This is a genomic window from Kitasatospora sp. NPDC101801, from assembly GCF_044766665.1.
In the GTDB taxonomy this organism is placed as follows: Bacteria; Actinomycetota; Actinomycetes; order Streptomycetales; family Streptomycetaceae; genus Kitasatospora.
The window spans coordinates 38,480-55,238 of sequence record NZ_JBIWML010000041.1 but is presented as its reverse complement, the minus strand read 5'-3'; the positions used below and the strand labels follow the sequence as shown (position 1 = coordinate 55,238).

General features: G+C 70.9%; 13 protein-coding genes and 1 tRNA gene. 6 read left to right on the top strand and 8 right to left on the bottom strand.

All coding sequences use genetic code 11. The annotated features are described in order from the left end of the window. The first annotated feature begins 55 nt into the window (after positions 1–55). The gene (msrA, locus tag ACIRPK_RS30985) at positions 56–721 is read left to right on the top strand and encodes a peptide-methionine (S)-S-oxide reductase MsrA (RefSeq protein ID WP_403044591.1); all 666 of its coding nucleotides are present in this window, start codon (positions 56–58) and stop codon (positions 719–721) included. A gap of 53 nt (positions 722–774) precedes the next feature. On the opposite strand, the gene ACIRPK_RS30980 is transcribed toward msrA, so the two are convergent. The 4 genes from ACIRPK_RS30980 to ACIRPK_RS30965 all read right to left on the bottom strand — a co-directional run bounded on the left by ACIRPK_RS30980 (position 775) and on the right by ACIRPK_RS30965 (position 5,877). Further along, the gene (locus ACIRPK_RS30980; protein ID WP_403044588.1) at positions 775–2,037 is read right to left on the bottom strand and encodes a hypothetical protein; all 1,263 of its coding nucleotides are present in this window, start codon (positions 2,035–2,037) and stop codon (positions 775–777) included. A gap of 201 nt (positions 2,038–2,238) precedes the next feature. Then, positions 2,239–3,495 (bottom strand): Ig-like domain-containing protein, encoded by a 1,257-nt coding sequence (locus ACIRPK_RS30975; RefSeq protein WP_403044586.1) that lies wholly within the window; start codon positions 3,493–3,495, stop codon positions 2,239–2,241. Between the two features lie 174 nt (positions 3,496–3,669). Continuing rightward, a complete protein-coding gene (locus ACIRPK_RS30970) occupies positions 3,670–4,005 on the bottom strand; it encodes a hypothetical protein (RefSeq protein ID WP_403044583.1) in 336 nt (111 codons plus the stop codon). Positions 4,006–4,440: 435 nt separating this feature from the next. Further along, entirely contained in the window at positions 4,441–5,877 is a 1,437-nt protein-coding gene (locus tag ACIRPK_RS30965) for a cystathionine beta-synthase (RefSeq protein WP_403044581.1), read from the bottom strand. A 192-nt stretch (positions 5,878–6,069) separates the two neighbouring features. On the opposite strand from ACIRPK_RS30965, the gene ACIRPK_RS30960 reads away from it, so the two are divergent. The 3 genes from ACIRPK_RS30960 (at position 6,070) to ACIRPK_RS30950 (ending at position 9,693) form a co-directional block, all read left to right on the top strand. Further along, a complete protein-coding gene (locus ACIRPK_RS30960; RefSeq protein ID WP_403044578.1) occupies positions 6,070–7,140 on the top strand; it encodes an SGNH/GDSL hydrolase family protein in 1,071 nt (356 codons plus the stop codon). Positions 7,141–7,226: 86 nt separating this feature from the next. After that, positions 7,227–8,447 (top strand): acetyl-CoA C-acetyltransferase, encoded by a 1,221-nt coding sequence (locus tag ACIRPK_RS30955; RefSeq protein ID WP_403044576.1) that lies wholly within the window; start codon positions 7,227–7,229, stop codon positions 8,445–8,447. 280 nt (positions 8,448–8,727) lie between these two features. After that, the gene (locus ACIRPK_RS30950) at positions 8,728–9,693 is read left to right on the top strand and encodes a hypothetical protein (RefSeq protein ID WP_403044573.1); all 966 of its coding nucleotides are present in this window, start codon (positions 8,728–8,730) and stop codon (positions 9,691–9,693) included. A 92-nt stretch (positions 9,694–9,785) separates the two neighbouring features. Here ACIRPK_RS30950 and ACIRPK_RS30945 read toward each other — a convergent pair whose 3' ends face one another. The 3 genes from ACIRPK_RS30945 to ACIRPK_RS30935 form a co-directional block, all read right to left on the bottom strand. Next, entirely contained in the window at positions 9,786–10,103 is a 318-nt protein-coding gene (locus ACIRPK_RS30945) for a hypothetical protein (protein WP_403044570.1), read from the bottom strand. A 109-nt stretch (positions 10,104–10,212) separates the two neighbouring features. Next, complete coding sequence (locus ACIRPK_RS30940; RefSeq protein ID WP_403044567.1) at positions 10,213–11,103, bottom strand: Bax inhibitor-1/YccA family protein; 891 nt, start codon at positions 11,101–11,103, stop codon at positions 10,213–10,215. 138 nt (positions 11,104–11,241) lie between these two features. Further along, a tRNA-Leu gene (locus ACIRPK_RS30935) sits at positions 11,242–11,326 on the bottom strand. A 346-nt stretch (positions 11,327–11,672) separates the two neighbouring features. On the opposite strand from ACIRPK_RS30935, the gene ACIRPK_RS30930 reads away from it, so the two are divergent. Both ACIRPK_RS30930 and ACIRPK_RS30925 read left to right on the top strand, forming a co-directional pair. Beyond that, positions 11,673–12,446 (top strand): ABC transporter ATP-binding protein, encoded by a 774-nt coding sequence (locus ACIRPK_RS30930; protein WP_403044564.1) that lies wholly within the window; start codon positions 11,673–11,675, stop codon positions 12,444–12,446. Positions 12,447–12,493: 47 nt separating this feature from the next. After that, positions 12,494–15,055: an ABC transporter permease gene (locus ACIRPK_RS30925; protein WP_403044561.1), complete on the top strand. Its 2,562-nt coding sequence runs from the start codon at positions 12,494–12,496 to the stop codon at positions 15,053–15,055. A gap of 261 nt (positions 15,056–15,316) precedes the next feature. On the opposite strand, the gene ACIRPK_RS30920 is transcribed toward ACIRPK_RS30925, so the two are convergent. Beyond that, a complete protein-coding gene (locus ACIRPK_RS30920; RefSeq protein ID WP_403044558.1) occupies positions 15,317–16,693 on the bottom strand; it encodes an NAD(P)/FAD-dependent oxidoreductase in 1,377 nt (458 codons plus the stop codon). Positions 16,694–16,759: the final 66 nt, after the last annotated feature.

Sequence of the window (16,759 nt, the reverse complement as noted above, 5' to 3'; positions counted from 1 at the left end):
CGGGCGGCCGCCGGGCGTTGCACAGGGCACCGTCCCCCGAGCACTGGGAGCAGCCGTGCTGTTCAACCGTCACAAGAGCGAGCTGGTCACCGCCGAGCAGGCCCTGCCCGGCCGGGCGGCCCCGCTGTTCACCCTGACCGAGCCGCACACCGTGCTCGGCACCGCGCTGGCCGGCCCCTACCCCGCAGGGCTGGAGACGGCCGACTTCGCGATGGGCTGTTTCTGGGGCGCCGAGCGGAAGTTCTGGGAGCTGGACGGGGTGTGGACCACCCTGGTCGGCTACCAGGGCGGGCACACCCCGCACCCGACCTACGAGGAGGTGTGCAGCGGTCTGACCGGCCACACCGAGGCGGTCCGGGTGGTCTACGACCCGGCGCTGGTCTCGTACGGGACGCTGCTGAAGACCTTCTGGGAGGCGCACGACCCGACCCAGGGGTTCCGGCAGGGCAACGACCAGGGCACCCAGTACCGCTCCGCCGCGTACGCCCACACCCCGGCGCAGGCCGCCGAGCTGGCCGCCTCGCAGGCGGCCTTCCAGCCCGCGCTGACCGCGATCGGCCTGGGCCCGATCACCACCGAGACCGGCCCGGCCGGCCCGTTCTACCCGGCCGAGCCCTACCACCAGCAGTACCTGTCCGACGCCAAGAACCCGAACGGCTACTGCGGCCTCGGCGGCACCGGCGCCAGCTGCCCGATCGGAGTGGCCCGCACCCAGGGCTGAGCACGCGCGAAGGCCCCGCCGGTTCCGGCGGGGCCTTCGTCACGTACGGGGTGTCAGCTGGTGGCGCCGAGCAGCTGCTTGATCTGCTCGTAGGTCATGCCGCTCTGGTTCAGCAGCTTGATCTGCGCCTCCGGGATGCCCTTGGCCGTCAGCTCCTTGAGCTGGGCGTCGGTCAGCGCGGCCGCGGTGCTGCCGCCACCGATCTTGCCGCCGGCCTTGCTGCCCATCATCGAGGTGACGATCTGCTCGAAGTCGGCCATCGCGAACTTGGTGGCACCGTCCGGCGCCTTCGGGGCCTCGGCCGCGTCCTTGCTGAAGGTCACCTTGACCGGCAGGTGCGCGTCGGCCGGCAGCTTGGAGTCGAGCTGGGCCAGGTCGAGGGAGATCGCGGAGACCGAGCCGTCCTTGATGAAGACGTCCAGGCCGACCTTCTTGTCCGGGATGTCGGTCGGGGCGCTGCCGGGCAGCTTCTCCATGCCCGGGATGTCCTTGAGCACCGGCTTGACGCTCTTCAGCAGGTCGTCGGCGAGGGCCTTGGCGGGGGCGGAGACGTAGATGTGCTCGGCGCCGTCCTGCTTGCCCTTGTCCTCGAAGGTGACGTTGCGGGAGAGGACGTCCTTGACGGTGTTGACCAGGCCGGAGGCGACCTTGGGGTCGACCGACGGAGCGGCCGAGGCGCCGCCGGCCTTGCTGCCGGCCGCCTTGGTCGCCTGCTCGGCGAGGTCCTTGAGGGCCTTGCCCTCGACCTCGACCCACTTGCCGGCGACGGCGTCCTGGATCACCTTCGGGAAGGCCGAGGCGGCGTCCTTGAGCTCACCGGCGTCCTCGCCGGCCAGCTGGGCGACGCCGTCCACGTCGGCCTTGAGGTAGAAGTTGCCGTCGACCCAGCGCAGCTCGGCGTAGCTCTTGCCGCTCTTGCCGGCCAGCGCGTACGCGACGTCGAAGCCCGGGTCCTGGCCGAGCGAGTTGAGCGGGTCGGCGCCGGACTGCGCGTTCTTGAAGGAGTCGAGGTCCTTCAGCGGCTTGTCCGCGCTGACCGCGACCGAGATCTTCAGCTCGGCCATCAGCTCGGCGGTCTTGCGGTCGAGGTTGTCACCCTTGGCGCTGGCGAGCTTGTCGAACGCGATGATCTCGTCGGCGGTCGCCCCGAAGGAGAGCTCGGCCTTGAGGGTCTTGCCGTCGGTGATCTTGCCGAACGCGTCGGAGACCTTCTCGGCGGCGGTCAGCTGCTTGACGGTGCCACAGGCCGCGAGGCCGGTGGCGAGGACGACGGTGCAGGCGGTCGCGGCGAGGGCCCCCCGGGCCGCGCGGCGCATGGTGGTGTTGATGGAACTTCTCCCCCGTGAGGCTGCGCCCAGGTGGTGTGTGCAACCGGGCCGCAAGGTTTGACAGCTGCTGGATACGCCCCCAGACAAGCAGCTTTCACCCGCCGGGGCACCCCGATTTCGCCGCTCGTGGCGGAATCGGGACGTGCCCCATAACTTATCCGGTTCTTACGACAGTCCGACTGTGGGGGGTCAGACCGCGCTGCCCGCCTGCCAGCTGGCCCAGTCCATGTTCCAGCCGCTCAGGCCGTTCGACGGATCGACCGTCCGGTCGCCGGAGTTGATCACCTCGACCACGTCGCCCACCATCGAACTCGCATAGAACTTGGCCCCGTTGGTGTTCGGGTCCGAAGCACCCTTGGCATCCCTGAGCGCGATGCAGCCGTGGCTGGTGTTCGCCTTGCCGAACTGCGAGGCGGGCGACCAGTAGTTGCCGTGGATGAAGGTGCCCGAGGTGGTCAGCCGCTGCGCGTGCGGCACGTCCGGGATGTTGTACTCGTCGCCCAGGCCGACCGTGGCGGAGTCCATCTTGGTCTGCTGGTACTGCTCGGAGATGACCAGCTTGCCGGCCCAGGTCCGGTGCTCGGGAGCGCCGCCGATGATCGGGTAGGTCGCGGTGACCTGACCGTCGGTGGTGACCGTGAGGGTGTCCGCGGCGAGGTCGGCGACGCTGGTCTGGCTGCGGCCGACGGTGAAGCTCACGTCCTTGGACTGGGTGCCGTAGACCCCCTTGGCGCCCTCCACGTCCTTCAGCCGGAGCTGCAGGGTGACCCGGGTGCCCTTCGCCCAGTACTGCTGCGGCCGGAAGTCCAGCCTGGTGCTGGAGAACCAGTGGCCGACGATCTCGACGCCGGGCTGCGCGGTCACCGTGATCGCCTGCTGGACGGCCTTCCGGTTGGTGACCGGCTTGTTGAAGTTGATCGAGACCGGCATCCCGACCCCGACGGTCGCGCCGTTCTCGGGGGTGAAGTAGCCGATGAAGGTGTTGGCCGGCGAGGCGGTGCCGAACTTGGTGTTGGCGTCCGCCTCCAGCTTGGCCGCGTCCGTCGCGACGGCCGCCACGGTGTACTGGGTGCCGCTGGTCAGCGGCCCGGTGGAGACCCAGCTCGCGCCGTCGGCGGCGAGCTGCCCCGGTATCTCCTTGCCGTCCTCGCCGGTGAGCTTGACCGAGCCGAGCCTGCCGTCGGCCACGGCGACCTTCACCGGCTCGGTGAAGGAGGCGTCCGTCACACCGTCGGCCGGGGTCACCGTGATCCTGGCGACCGAGGTCTTCGGCGAGGCGCTGCCGCCGGCCCCGGTGCTGCCACTGGCGCCGCCGCCACCGCCCTTGTCGGAGTCGCCGCTGCAGGCCGCCAGCAGCAGCACCGGGGCGCCCAGCAGGCCGCCCAGCACGCCGCGTCGGGTCCAGCTGCCGCCGGGGGTGGGGCGCTGCTCATCGGCTGACGTCACGGTGGGTCTCCCTGCTCTTCACCTGCGGGCGTTACGGATACAAACAACGCAATCCAGGACGAACCGGTTCCGTCACCAAACGGTTGAGATCGTATGAGACTACTGAAGATGCCGCCATAACGGACGAATCGCCCGCCCGGGGAGCCGGACGGGCGATCGGTGGTGCGCAGGGGACTACTCGGCCGCCTCGACGGCGTACTCGTCCCAGTTCTCGTCGGTCGGGTCGAACTCGGTCTGGGCGGACTCCCAGGTGGCCGAGGTCAGCTCGATGCCGGGCACCTCGCCGAGCAGCGCCACCGGGTCGATGAAGTGCGCGAGCGAACCGGACGGGTCCACCTCGATCGCCTCCACCGACTGGGTGCGCTCCTCGTCGTCCAGGTACTCGTCGCTCTCGACCTGGGCGAGGGCGGCGGCCTTCAGGGCCTGCTCGTCGGTGATCTCGGCGATGATCTCGATGCTGAGGCGTACGTAACGCGGGGCGTCCTGCTCGGGCAGGTCAGTGCTGGTCATGTGTGCGAGCGTAGGCGAGTCGCGGCCCTCCCGGGAAACAGGGAGGGCCGGCCCCCGGAAACCGGGGACCGGCCCTGCCGTTCTCCGTCAGACTCCCCCACCCGGGAGTCACGGAGACGCGCCTCGCGGCGCGGTAGGTGCCGCAGGAGCCGCCGCACCCTGACCTCGGCCGAGACCGGTGCCAGGGGCGGGACGACGGCAACCCCTACGGGCGGACACGGTGGGCCGGGTCAGGGCCGACCGACGTGTCCGTGGTGACGGCGGTGCCGGGGAGCCGCTCCCGACTGTTGCTGTCACCATGCTCGGCGTCTTGCCGTGACTCATACATTGCCCGAGCCGTGTTAAGCGCGTGATGCGCGGAGGTGACGCCGGTGTACCACTTCGTGAGGAGACGAATCCTCACCCGTCCGGCGCCACCCTCCGGCTGACGACAGGTCAGTGACCGGCCCGGTTGGCCAGGAAGGCCAGCAGGTCCTGACTGGTCACGATGCCCTGCGGCTTGCCCTCGACCAGCACCACCGCGGCGTCGGCCTTCTCCAGGACGGTCATCAGGCTGGTCACCGTCTCACCGGAGCCGACCACCGGCAGCGGCTTGGACATCACGCTCTCCAGCGTGTCGGTGAGCGCGATCCGCTGGGCGAACAGGCCCTCCAGCAGCTCCCGCTCGACCACCGAGCCGATCACCTCGCCCGCCATCACGTCGGGGTGCGCGGCCCCTGCGGAGACCACCGGCATCTGGGAGACGCCGAAGTCCCGCAGCACCCGGACCGCCTCGGCGACCGTCTCGCTCGGGTGCATGTGGACGAACTGCGGGATGCCCTCGTGCTCGATCGCGTCCTTGCGGGCCAGCACCTCGCCGATGTGCGCCTCGTCGGTGCCCGAGGGCAGGAAGCCGTAGTCGGCCATCCAGTCGTCGTTGAAGATCTTCGACAGGTAGCCGCGGCCGCCGTCGGGCAGGATCACCACGACCACGTCGTCCGGGCCGAGGCCCTTGGCCACCTCGAGCGCGGCCACCACGGCCATCCCGCAGGAGCCGCCGACCAGCAGGCCCTCCTCCTTGGCGAGGCGGCGGGTCATCTGGAACGAGTCCTTGTCGGAGACCGCGACGATCTGGTCCGCCACGTTCCGGTCGTAGGCGGTCGGCCAGAAGTCCTCGCCGACGCCCTCGACCAGGTACGGCCGGCCGGTGCCACCGGAGTAGACCGAGCCCTCGGGATCCGCGCCGATCACCTTGACCGCGCCGCCGGAGGCCTCCTTGAGGTAGCCGCCGGTGCCGGAGATGGTGCCGCCGGTGCCGACGCCGGCGACCAGATGGGTGATCTTCCCCGCGGTCTGCTCCCAGAGCTCGGGGCCGGTCGAGTGGTAGTGCGAGGCCGGGTTGTCCGGGTTGGAGTACTGGTCCGGCTTCCAGGCGTTCGGGGTCTCCCGGACCAGCCGGTCGGAGACGTTGTAGTAGGAGTCCGGGTGCTCGGGGGCGACCGCGGTCGGACAGACCACCACCTCGGCGCCGTAGGCCCGGAGCGTGTTGATCTTGTCGGTGGAGACCTTGTCCGGACAGACGAAGATGCAGTGGTAGCCCTTCTGCTGGGCCACGATCGCCAGGCCGACACCGGTGTTGCCCGAGGTGGGCTCGACGATGGTGCCGCCCGGCTTCAGGGCGCCGGACGCCTCGGCGGCCTCGATCATGCGCATCGCGATGCGGTCCTTGATCGACCCCCCGGGGTTGAAGTACTCGACCTTCGCCAGCACGGTGGCACTGATGCCCTCGGTGACCTTGTTGAGCTTCACCAACGGCGTGTTGCCGACCAGGTCGATGATCGAATTGTGGTACCGCACGGGGGTCCTCCCGGTCTGGGACGCTACGACAGTCATGAGTACTTCAAAGCCTAGGGCGTCTCAAGGAATGGACGCACCCGCGCCGGGCCTCCGATCCGGCGGGTTCGATCCCGGCCGTTCACCCACCGGATGGACGATCCGCCCCGATAGGCCCCCGGCGCGGTGGGTACCTAACAGGGACAGAGCACAGCTGGTGCCCCGGCAGGGGCCGGGTGAAGGGGGGCCGGGATGACAGCGTCACAGGTGTCGCGGGCCCGGGTGGCCCGCAAGATCGCCACGGCGGCCGCGTACGGGGGCGGCGGAATCGGGCTGCTCGGGGTCGGACTGATCGGGCTGCTGGTGACCGAGAGCAGGCTGGCGGTCCGCGCGGTCGGGCTGCTGGAGGGCGACCCACCGCCGGCCGACGGCGTGTACGGGGCGGCCTTCGCCGACCCCACGAGTGACCAGCCGCCGCTGGTGCTCGCCTTTCTGGGTGACTCGACGGCCGCCGGGCTCGGCGTGATCCGGGGCGAGGAGACCCCCGGCGCACTGCTCGCGACCGGGCTCGCCTCGGTGGCCGAGCGCCGGGTCCGGCTGGTGAACGTGGCCAGGTCCGGCGCCCAGTCGGTGGAGCTGGCCGGGCAGGTGGAGCTGGCCCTGCCGCACCGGCCGGAGCTGGCCGTGATCATCGTCGGCGCCAACGACGTGACCAAGCACACCCCGGCCCCGCTGGCCGTCCGTCAACTCGGCGAGACGGTACGGGCGCTGCGCGCGGCCGGCTGCCAGGTGGTGGTCGGCACCTGCCCGGACCTGGGCACCATCAAGCCGGTCCGGCCACCGCTGCGCTGGGTGGCCCGTCGGCTCAGCCGGCAGCTGGCGGCCGCCCAGACCATCGCGGTGGTGGAGCAGGGCGGCCGGACGGTCTCGCTCGGCTCACTGCTCGGCCCGGAGTTCGCGGCCCGCCCGGAGATGTTCGCGGCCGACCGCTACCACCCGTCCGCGCAGGGCTACGCGACCGCCGCGATGGCCCTGCTGCCCTCGCTCTGCGCCGCGCTGGACCTCTGGCCGGAGGAGTCCGGCCCGCGGATCGAGGCCGAGCAGGTGCTGCCGATGGCGGTGGCCGCGGCGGCCGCCGCCGGGCGCTCCGGCACCGAGGTGGCCGCCGCCGAGCGGCTCGGCGACCTCGGCCGGCGCTGGGCGCAGGTCAAGCTGCGGCTGCGGCTGGGCCTGCCGGAGAGCTCCGCGCGCGTCCCCGAACCGGGGTCGGCGTCGGCCAACTCACACCCGGAGACGGGTGACGCCAGAGCTACCAAGCGGTAACTTTCCTCCCGGGCCGACCGCTTGGGCCGGAGTACGGTCGGATGTGCAGGCCCAGCAGCCCGGAGACACTCAGCGAGGAGCCCGTCATGCCCGAAGCCGTCATCGTCAGCGCCGCCCGTTCGCCGATCGGCCGGGCCTTCAAGGGCTCCCTCAAGGACATCCGGCCGGACGACCTGACCGCCCAGATCATCGGCGCCGCACTGGCCAGGCTCCCCGAGCTGGACCCGCGCGACATAGAGGACCTGATGCTCGGCTGCGGCCTGCCCGGCGGCGAGCAGGGCCACAACCTGGCCCGGATCATCGCGGTCCAGATGGGCATGGACTACCTGCCCGGCGCCACCGTCACCCGGTACTGCTCCTCCTCGCTGCAGACCACCCGGATGGCACTGCACGCGATCAAGGCGGGCGAGGGCGACATCTTCATCTCGGCCGGGGTGGAGACCGTCTCGCGCAGCGTCAACGGCACCTCGGACGGCATGCCGGGCACCCAGAACCCGCTGTTCGCGGACGCCGTGGCGCGCACCGCCGACCGGGCCGCCAAGGGCGGCGGCGAGTGGCACGACCCGCGTGCGGACGGCCTGCTGCCGGACGCCTACATCGCGATGGGCCAGACCGCCGAGAACCTGGCCGCGCTCAAGGGCGTCACCCGGGCCGAGCAGGACGAATTCGGGGTCCGCTCGCAGAACCTGGCCGAGGCGGCCATCAAGTCGGGCTTCTGGGCCCGCGAGATCACCCCCGTCACGCTGCCCGACGGCACCGTGGTGAGCACCGACGACGGCCCGCGGGCGGGCGTCACCCTCGACGCGGTCTCCGGCCTGAAGCCGGTGTTCCGCCCGGACGGCACGGTTACCGCCGGTAACTGCTGCCCGCTGAACGACGGCGCCGCCGCCCTGGTGATCATGTCCGACACCAAGGCCCGCGAGCTCGGCCTGACCCCGCTCGCCCGGGTGGTCTCCACCGGGGTCAGCGGCCTCTCCCCCGAGATCATGGGCTACGGCCCGGTCGAGGCCAGCCGGCAGGCCCTCAAGCGGGCCGGGCTGACCATCGACGACATCGACCTGGTGGAGATCAACGAGGCCTTCGCGGCCCAGGTCATCCCGTCCTACCGGGACTTGGGCATCCCGCTGGAGAAGCTGAACGTGAACGGCGGCGCGATCGCGGTCGGCCACCCCTTCGGCATGACCGGTGCACGGCTCACCACCACCCTGATCAACTCGCTGCAGTGGCACGACAAGCAGTTCGGCCTGGAGACCATGTGCGTCGGCGGCGGCCAGGGCATGGCGATGGTGATCGAGCGACTCAGCTGAGTGACGGCGGCGGTCCGCACCACCCGTTCGGAGTGACCCTGTGTGACTGAGGGCCGGATCACATCGCGATCGTGATCCGGCCCTTCGGATGCCCTCCGGAGGCCGTTTTGTCGACGCCCCGAAGTCGGTCAACTCCGCAGCGTAGAACGGTACTACCTAACAATTTGAGGACAAGGACGAAAGTCACGGACAAATCGGACATCTGCCACTGCAGCAACTCCCCACCATGCGGCAGTGTGGAGAGGTAACCCCGTTCCACTCCTCGCTAGGAGTACGTTCCGTGAGCGCCGTGTACATCTCCCTGCTGCTGGTCCTGATCGCCCTCTGCACCGCTGTGTTGCTGCAGCTGCGCGGGCTGGCCCGTCGGCTCGCCGTCCCGTCCGAACCTTCAACTGCTGCCGCCCCGGCGCCGGTTGACGAAGCCGTGATCCGCCGCGCGGTCAACGAGGCGCTGGCCGCCGACCGTGAGCGGGAGATAGCCGAGGCCCGGGCGTTCTGGGCCGAGCAGGAGGCCAGGGCGGCCGAGGACGCCCCGCTCTTCGACTCCCCCTTCACCAGCGCCGGGGTCGACCCCGGCGAGGAGTGGCCGCTGTTCTTCCCGCGGCCGACCGGCCCGCAGGACGCGGCCGACCACTCCGGCACGATGGACCCGGGGTTCGGCGAGGCACTGCGCTCCGCGCTGGAGGACCTGATCAACGAGGACGGTGGCACCCCGGCCCGTCCCCTCGGCGGCGGCCACCCCGCCGACGGCCACCCGTCCGGTGCCGGTGCCGCCCTCGGCGGCGAGACGGCCGGCGAGGCCCGGGCCCGCCGCGAGGCCGACCTGCTGGCCACCGGCCTGGAGGCCGGACTGCTCGACACCGAGCCCGCCCGGGACGCCGAGCCGGTCGCCGCCCCCGACCCGCGCCGCCACCCCTCGCACCCCGACTTCGTGCCGAGCCAGGCCCCGTCCCGTGAGTGGACCGACACCCGACTGGCCTCGCTGGCCGAGGAGGCCGTCGCGCTCACCGACGTCCGGCCCGGCCCGCTCGGCACCCTGGACGTGTACGCCTTCGCCGACGGCACCACGCTCTGCGTCGCCCCCGGCGACCGGGAGGCGGCCTACCGCCTGATCGACGCCGTCCGGGCCGGTGAGGACGTCCGGCTGCTCGGCGGCTCGCGGTTCTCCGGTTCGTACTCGCTGACCTTCTCCACCGACGAGGAGACCGTCTACGTGCTGGCCGACCGGGTGGTCGCCAGCATCTGATCCGACGCCGAAGGCCGGTCGAGTCCCCGGGGTTGCCGACTCGACCGGCCTTTCGCGTGCCCCGGATCGTCGCCCTCGGCGACCTTCCGGTCTCAGCCGGTCAGTTCGTCGACGCCACGGACCTCGGCCACCGCCTCGGCCAGGGCCGGGGCGTCCGCCACCGCCGCCAGCTCGCGCCCGGCCACCGCCAGTTGGTCCCCGACCGCGAACGCCCCCGCGTCCGGGAACACCCGGTCCTGCTCCCCCGCCGCCGCCAGCGCCCGCCCGGCCAGCCGGGCGGCCAGCGCGTGCACGGCGGCGGCCCGGGTCGGGTGCCCGGGCACCGGCCCGAGCAGCCGGCTCTGCGGCATCGAACGGAAGCGGTCGGCCAGCCGGTCCACGGCGGCCAGCAAGGTCTGCGCATCTGCCATGCCGCGAGCCTAGGCCCTGCTGCCGACCCCCCGGAAACGCCGGAGGCGCGGTCGGACCTGGTGGTCCGCCGCGCCTCCGGAGGTGGGTGTCCGGCAGTGCCGTCCGGGACTAGTCGTCGCCGCGCAGGATCGCGATCAACCGGAGCATCTCCAGGTAGATCCAGACCAGCGAGAGGGTCAGCCCGAAGGCCGCCCGCCAGGACTCCTGCTGCGGGGCGCCGCCCTGGATGCCCGCCTCGATCTCGGCGAAGTCCAGCGAGAGGAAGAAGGCGCCGAGCGCGATGCCGACGATGCCGACCAGGATGCCGAGCGGGCCCGAGCGCAGCCCCATGTCGGCGCCGAACAGCGAGGCCACCAGGTTGATCACCATCAGCAGCACGAAGCCCATCGCGATCGCGATGCCGATCCTGGTGTAGCGCGGGGTGACCCGGATCCGGCCGGACTTGTAGGCGATCAGCATCGCCGCGAAGACCGCCGCCGTGCCCAGCACCGCCTGGATCGCGATGCCCGGCCACATCTCGTTGAAGGCGTGGCTGATGGCGCCGAGGAAGAAGCCCTCCAGCGCCGCGTAGGTGATGATCAGCGGGGCGCTGACGCTGCGCTTGAAGCTGATCACCATGCCGACCGCGAAGGCGGCGAAGGCGGCGACCATGGCCGGGCCGAAGTTGGCCGCGGGCAGCAGGAACCAGGCGACCGCACCGGCCGCGACCAGGGTGAGCAGGGTGAGCGCGGTCCGGGCGACCACGTCGTCCATGGTCATCCGGCCGGTCTGCAGCGGGCCGGCGGACGGCGCCTGGTACATCTCGACCAGCTGCTCGTCCGTCACCGGACCGGCCTGCGGCTGGGCGTAGGGGTTGTTGCCGTAAGGGTTGTTGCCGTACGGGTTGCCCGCGTTCGGCGCCCCGGCCTGCGGCTGGCCCGTGTTGAACCCCGCGTAGCCGGTGCCGTTGTCGCGGGTGAAGGACCCCTCCCGCGAGAAGACCGGGTTACTGCTTCTCATGTCATTCCCTCCGGGGCGGCATGGTGCCGCCCGCACCACTCCAGGGTAATGCCTTGGCAAAGGGAACGGCCTACGCCGCGAGGATGATCTCTCCGGTCGCCGCGGCGTGGATCACGCGGCCGACCGACGTACGCGGAGTGGTGCCCGGGGCCGGACTCGAACCGGCACGGCCTCGCGGCCAAGCAGTTTTAAGCTGCCCGTGTCTGCGTTCCACCACCCGGGCGGGAACCCCATCCGCCCCTGTCGGGCTACCCCCCGAGACTAGTCGCCCGGTGCGCCCTTTCGCACACTCTCCGCCAGCTAATTTGTCATGTTTCCTTGCCATCTGACGAATCGTCGGTGATTCGGCCAACCCCGATCCGGAATCGGCCACGGCACCGGTCTCAGGGGTTGTGTCATACCGCAGGAGGAGATGCCCGGACCCCGCGTACGCCCAGCGGCGGTGCTGCCAACCGTCCCCGGGGGCGACGGATTCCATGATCGTCCAGCGGACGATGGAGTCACGGTCGGCGCCCTGTGCACCGACCGTCCACACCACTTCCGCACGTCCCGTCCGCAAGGAGTCCCCCGTGACCACCACGACCGCATCCGCCGTCAAGACCGGCCAGGCGGCCGCCCGAGCCACCGGCCTGAACAAGGTCTACGGGGAGGGCGAGACCAAGGTGGTCGCGCTGGACAACGTCAGCGTGGCGTTCCCGCAGGGCCAGTTCACCGCGATCATGGGCCCGTCCGGCTCGGGCAAGTCGACGCTCATGCACTGCATGGCGGGCCTCGACACGGTCTCCTCCGGCTCCTCGATGATCGGCGACACCGAACTGGTCGGCCTGCGTGACAAGCAGCTCACCAAGCTCCGCCGCGACCACATCGGCTTCGTCTTCCAGGCGTTCAACCTGCTGCCCACCCTGACCGCCCTGGAGAACATCACGCTGCCGATGGACATCGCCGGCCGCAAGGTCGACCAGGCCTGGCTGGACCAGGTGGTCGAGACCGTCGGCCTCTCCGGCCGGCTCTCGCACCGCCCCTCGCAGCTCTCCGGCGGCCAGCAGCAGCGGGTCGCCTGCGCCCGCGCCCTGGCCTCCCGGCCGGACATCGTCTTCGCCGACGAGCCCACCGGCAACCTCGACTCCCGCTCCGGCGCCGAGATCCTCTCCTTCCTCCGCAACTCGGTCCGCGAGCTCGGCCAGACCGTCGTGATGGTCACCCACGACCCGGTCGCCGCCTCCTACGCGGACCGCGTGATCTTCCTCGCCGACGGCCGCATCGTCGACGAGCTGGCCAACCCCACCGCCGACAGCGTCCTGGACCGGATGCGCCGCTTCGACGCCAAGGGCCGCACGAGCTGACGCTCCGCCACCCACCGGCCCGAACCCAACACCCCCCAGGACACCCCATGTTCCGCACCGCACTGCGCAATGTGCTGGCCCACAAGGGCCGACTGCTCATGACGGCACTGGCCGTCATGCTCGGCACCGCCTTCGTCGCCGGCACCATGGTCTTCTCCGACACGCTCGGCCAGGCCATGAAGAACAGCTACTCCAAGAGCTACTCGGACGTCTCCGTCCTGGTCACCGACAACGCCGCCGGCTCCGACGCCTCGGCCCGGAACCGGAGCGACGCCACCGAGGCCGAGCTGACCAGGACGACGGTGGACCGGATCGCCGCCCTGCCGGGCACCGCCAAGGCCCTGGGCGTGGTGGGCGGCTTCACCGGCGTGGCCGACCGGAAGGGCGTGCTGATCGGCCAGGCCTTCCAGGCCCGCGGCTCGAACTTCAGCCCCGGCGCCGACGGGAAGGACAGCCGCTACCCGATGGCCGAGGGCCGCGGCCCGCAGAAGTCCGGCGAGATCGCGCTGGACCAGGAGACCGCGAGCAGCGGCGGCTACAAGGTCGGCGACAACGTCCGGATCGCCGGCAACGGCCCCGCGGTGGACGCGAAGCTGACCGGCGTCTTCACCACCGACGACCCGCAGGTCACCTCCGGCGGCACCCTCACCCTGATGGACACCGCCAGCGCCCAGCAGTTCCTGCTGACGCCCGGCCAGTTCAGCACCGTCACGGTGCAGGCCAAGCCCGGGGTGACGCAGAGCGCGCTGCTCGACCAGGTGCAGACGGTGCTCCCGAAGGGCACCCAGTTCATCGTCCAGACCGGTGACCAGTTGACCGCCGACGAGACCAAGATGATCTCCGACGGCATGTCCGGCATGAAGACCATGCTGCTCGCCTTCGCCGGGATCTCGCTGTTCGTCGGCATCTTCATCATCGCCAACACCTTCACCATGCTGGTCGCCCAGCGCACCAAGGAGCTGGCGCTGCTCCGCGCGGTCGGCGCCGGGCGCTGGCAGGTCACCAAGTCGGTGCTGATCGAGGCACTGGTGATCGGCCTGACCGCCTCGGTGGCCGGCCTGCTGGCCGGTATCGGGATCGGCGCCGGGATGCAGACGCTGATGACCGCGCTGGACACCGGCATGCCCACCGGGTCGCTGGTGGTCGCCCCGGTGACCGTCGCGGTCGCCCTGCTGGTCGGCGTCCTGGTGACCGTGCTGTCCGCGGTGCTGCCCGCGGTCCGCGCCTCCCGGGTCGCCCCGGTGGCCGCGATGAGCAGCGGTGACCAGCCCAGCACCCACAAGAGCCTGCTGATCCGGAACATCATCGGTTCGGTGATCGCGGCCGGCGGCTTCGCGCTGATCCTCGGCGGCGCGTCCGCGGGCGGGGAGAACGGCCGGTACCTGATCGGCGGCGGCGCACCGTTCGCCATGATCGGCATCTTCGTCCTGCTGCCCCTGCTGTCCCGTCCGGTGATCGCCCTGGTCGGCCCGCTGCTGGCCAAGCTGTTCGGCACCCCCGGCAAGCTGGCCCGCCGCAACGCGGTCCGCAACCCGCGCCGAACGGCCACCACCGCCGCCGCGCTGACCATCGGGCTGACCCTGGTCTCCGCGATGACCGTGCTCGGCGCCTCGGTCGGCGGCGCGGTGGACCGGATCGTCACCAAGGGCATGGTCGCGGACTACAACGTGACCACCGCCAACCGGATGGGCATGTCGCCCGAGCTGGCGGCCGACGTGGCCAAGGCTCCCGGGGTGGCCGCCTCCAGCCCGCTGACCAACGTCTACTGGGAGCTGGACGGCCGGAACCGGGCGATCAGCGGCATCAACGCCCAGAGCCTGGACAAGCTGCTCGACCTCACCATGGACAGCGGCTCGGCCGCCGCCCTGAGCCAGGGTCAGGTGCTGGTCAGCAGCGAGCAGGCGAAGAGCTCCAACCTCTCGGTCGGCAGCACGATGAAGATCGCCTACGGCGACGGCAGCACCGGCACGGTCACCGTCGGCGGCGTCTTCCAGCCGATCGACCTGCTCTCCGGCACGGTGATGTCCAACGCGGAGATCACCAAGCACGCCAAGGGCGACACCGACATCCGGGACGTCCTGGTCCGCGGCACCGACGGTGCCACCGCCGCCCTCCAGCAGTCCATCAAGGACGCCACCGGCCGGAACCCGGTGATCGAGGTGAAGAGCCAGGAGGACATGAAGGAGGAGTTCAGCAAGATCATCTCCTTCGCGCTCAACATGATGTACGGCCTGCTGGCGATGTCCGTCCTGGTCGCGGTGCTCGGCGTGGTCAACACCCTGGCCATGTCGGTCTTCGAGCGGAAGAGGGAGATCGGCATGCTGCGGGCGATCGGTCTGGACCGGAGCGGCATCAAGCGGATGGTCCGGCTGGAGTCGGTGGTGATCTCGCTGTTCGGCGCGACCATCGGCGTGCTGCTCGGGGTCTTCCTGGCCTGGGCGGTGAACGACACCCTGGGCTCCAGCATCCCCGGCCTGGTCACCGAGCTGCCGTACGGTCAGCTGCTGCTCTTCCTGCTGCTGGCCGGCCTGGTCGGCCTGGTGGCCGCGCTCTGGCCCGCCCGCCGGGCGTCCAAGCTGGACATCCTGGAGAGCATCAAGACCGACTGACGGTCCGTCGGACGCCACCGGCCCCCACCCGTGACCCGGGTGGGGGCCTGCCGTCTCTCCCGGCCCCGACGGGCCGGTGCGGGCAACGCAGCAGGCCCCCGCCGGGAGGGTTTCCGGTGGGGGCCCGCTCTGCTTCGCTCTGAACTGCTGTACTCCGCCCGGTCGCACGGCCGGCTGAGCACCACGGAGGTCGTGGTCCGGCGACGCTGCCGGGCGGAGAGCCTCCGACTCATACCCCGGGTCGTCCCAGGGCCAGTCGTCCTACTTGCTGCTCGCGAGCTCCTTCACCGGCTCGGCGGGGGCGGCGACCGCCACCGGCTTCGGCGCGGGGGCCGCGGCCTCCTGGAACGCCTCGAACGGCTTCTCCATCTCGGCCAGACCCACGGTCTCGCGCTTGAGGAACATCGCCAGCGTCCAGTCGGTGAAGACCCGGACCTTGCGGTTCATGGTCGGCACCCGGCTGCCGTGGTACAGGCGGTGGAACCACCAGGCCGGACGGCCCTTCAGCTTGTACTTGCCGAAGAGGATCGCCACGCCCTTGTGCAGGCCGAGACCGGCCACCGCACCGAGGTTCTTGTGCTTGTACTGGGCCTGCGGGAAGCCCCGCAGGCCCGAGATCACGTTGTCGGCGAGCACGATCGCCTGACGGACCGCGTGCTGCGCGTTCGGCGGGCACCAGGCGCCCTCGCCGACGGCGAGGTCGGGCACCTGGGCGTTGTCGCCGGCCGCCCAGACGTAGTCGAAGCCCTGGACCTGGAGGGTCGGGGCGGTGTCCACGTGACCGCGCGGGCCGAGCGGCAGACCGAAGTGGTTGAGGATCGGGTTGGGCTTGACGCCGGCCGTCCACACGATGGTGGAGGCGTCCGCCTCGACACCGTTCTTCAGCACCACGTGCTGGTCGACGCAGGAGTCCATCGAGGTCTCGATGTAGATCTCGATGTTGCGCTCTTCGAGCTTCTCCTTGGTCCACAGACCGAGGTCCGGGCCCATCTCCGGGAGGATGCGGTTGGCCGCCTCCACCAGGATGAAGCGCATGTCGTCGCGGCTGACGGTCTTGTAGATCTTCGCCGCGTCCCGGGCCATGTCCTCGACCTCGGCGATGGTCTCGACGCCGGCGAAGCCGCCGCCGATCACCACGAAGGTCAGGGCCTTGCGGCGGATCGCCTCGTCCGTGGTGGACTCGGCCTTGTCCAGCTGCGCCATGACGTGGTTGCGGAGGCTGATCGCCTCCTCGACCGTCTTCATGCCGATGCCGTGCTCGGCCAGGCCGGGGATCGGGAAGGTGCGGGAGACCGAGCCGGTGGCCACGACGAGGTAGTCGAAGGGCAGCTCGTAGGCGTCGCCGGCCGCGGGGTGGATGGTCGCGACCTTGCGGGCGTGGTCCACGCCGGTCACGTGACCGGTGAGCACCTCCGCCTTCTTGAGGGCGCTGCGCAGCGGGGCAACGAGGTTGCGAGGCGCGACGTTGCCGCCGGCCGCCTCGGGGAGGAAGGGCAGGTACGTCATGTACGACCGCGGGTCGACGACCGTGACGGTCGCTTCGCCGTAGCGCATCTTCTTGAGGATGCGCATCGCGGCATACAGGCCGACGTAACCACCGCCGACGATCAGGATGCGAGGACGCTCCGTGGTGCTCATATCCGAAAGTATCCACCCCCGGTTGGGGGCACCTTCGTGAGGCCCGTCACAAGCCACTGGACAGCA

Bases quoted from the DNA above. Each gene is read 5' to 3' on its own strand.
- ACIRPK_RS30980 (WP_403044588.1), bottom strand. From the start codon at position 2,037: ATGCGCCGCGCGGCCCGGGGGGCCCTCGCCGCGACCGCCTGCACCGTC.
- ACIRPK_RS30970 (WP_403044583.1), bottom strand. From the start codon at position 4,005: ATGACCAGCACTGACCTGCCCGAGCAGGACGCCCCGCGTTACGTACGC.
- ACIRPK_RS30965 (WP_403044581.1), bottom strand. From the start codon at position 5,877: ATGACTGTCGTAGCGTCCCAGACCGGGAGGACCCCCGTGCGGTACCAC.
- ACIRPK_RS30960 (WP_403044578.1), top strand. From the start codon at position 6,070: ATGACAGCGTCACAGGTGTCGCGGGCCCGGGTGGCCCGCAAGATCGCC.
- ACIRPK_RS30955 (WP_403044576.1), top strand. From the start codon at position 7,227: ATGCCCGAAGCCGTCATCGTCAGCGCCGCCCGTTCGCCGATCGGCCGG.
- ACIRPK_RS30945 (WP_403044570.1), bottom strand. From the start codon at position 10,103: ATGGCAGATGCGCAGACCTTGCTGGCCGCCGTGGACCGGCTGGCCGAC.
- ACIRPK_RS30940 (WP_403044567.1), bottom strand. From the start codon at position 11,103: ATGAGAAGCAGTAACCCGGTCTTCTCGCGGGAGGGGTCCTTCACCCGC.
- ACIRPK_RS30925 (WP_403044561.1), top strand. From the start codon at position 12,494: ATGTTCCGCACCGCACTGCGCAATGTGCTGGCCCACAAGGGCCGACTG.
- ACIRPK_RS30920 (WP_403044558.1), bottom strand. From the start codon at position 16,693: ATGAGCACCACGGAGCGTCCTCGCATCCTGATCGTCGGCGGTGGTTAC.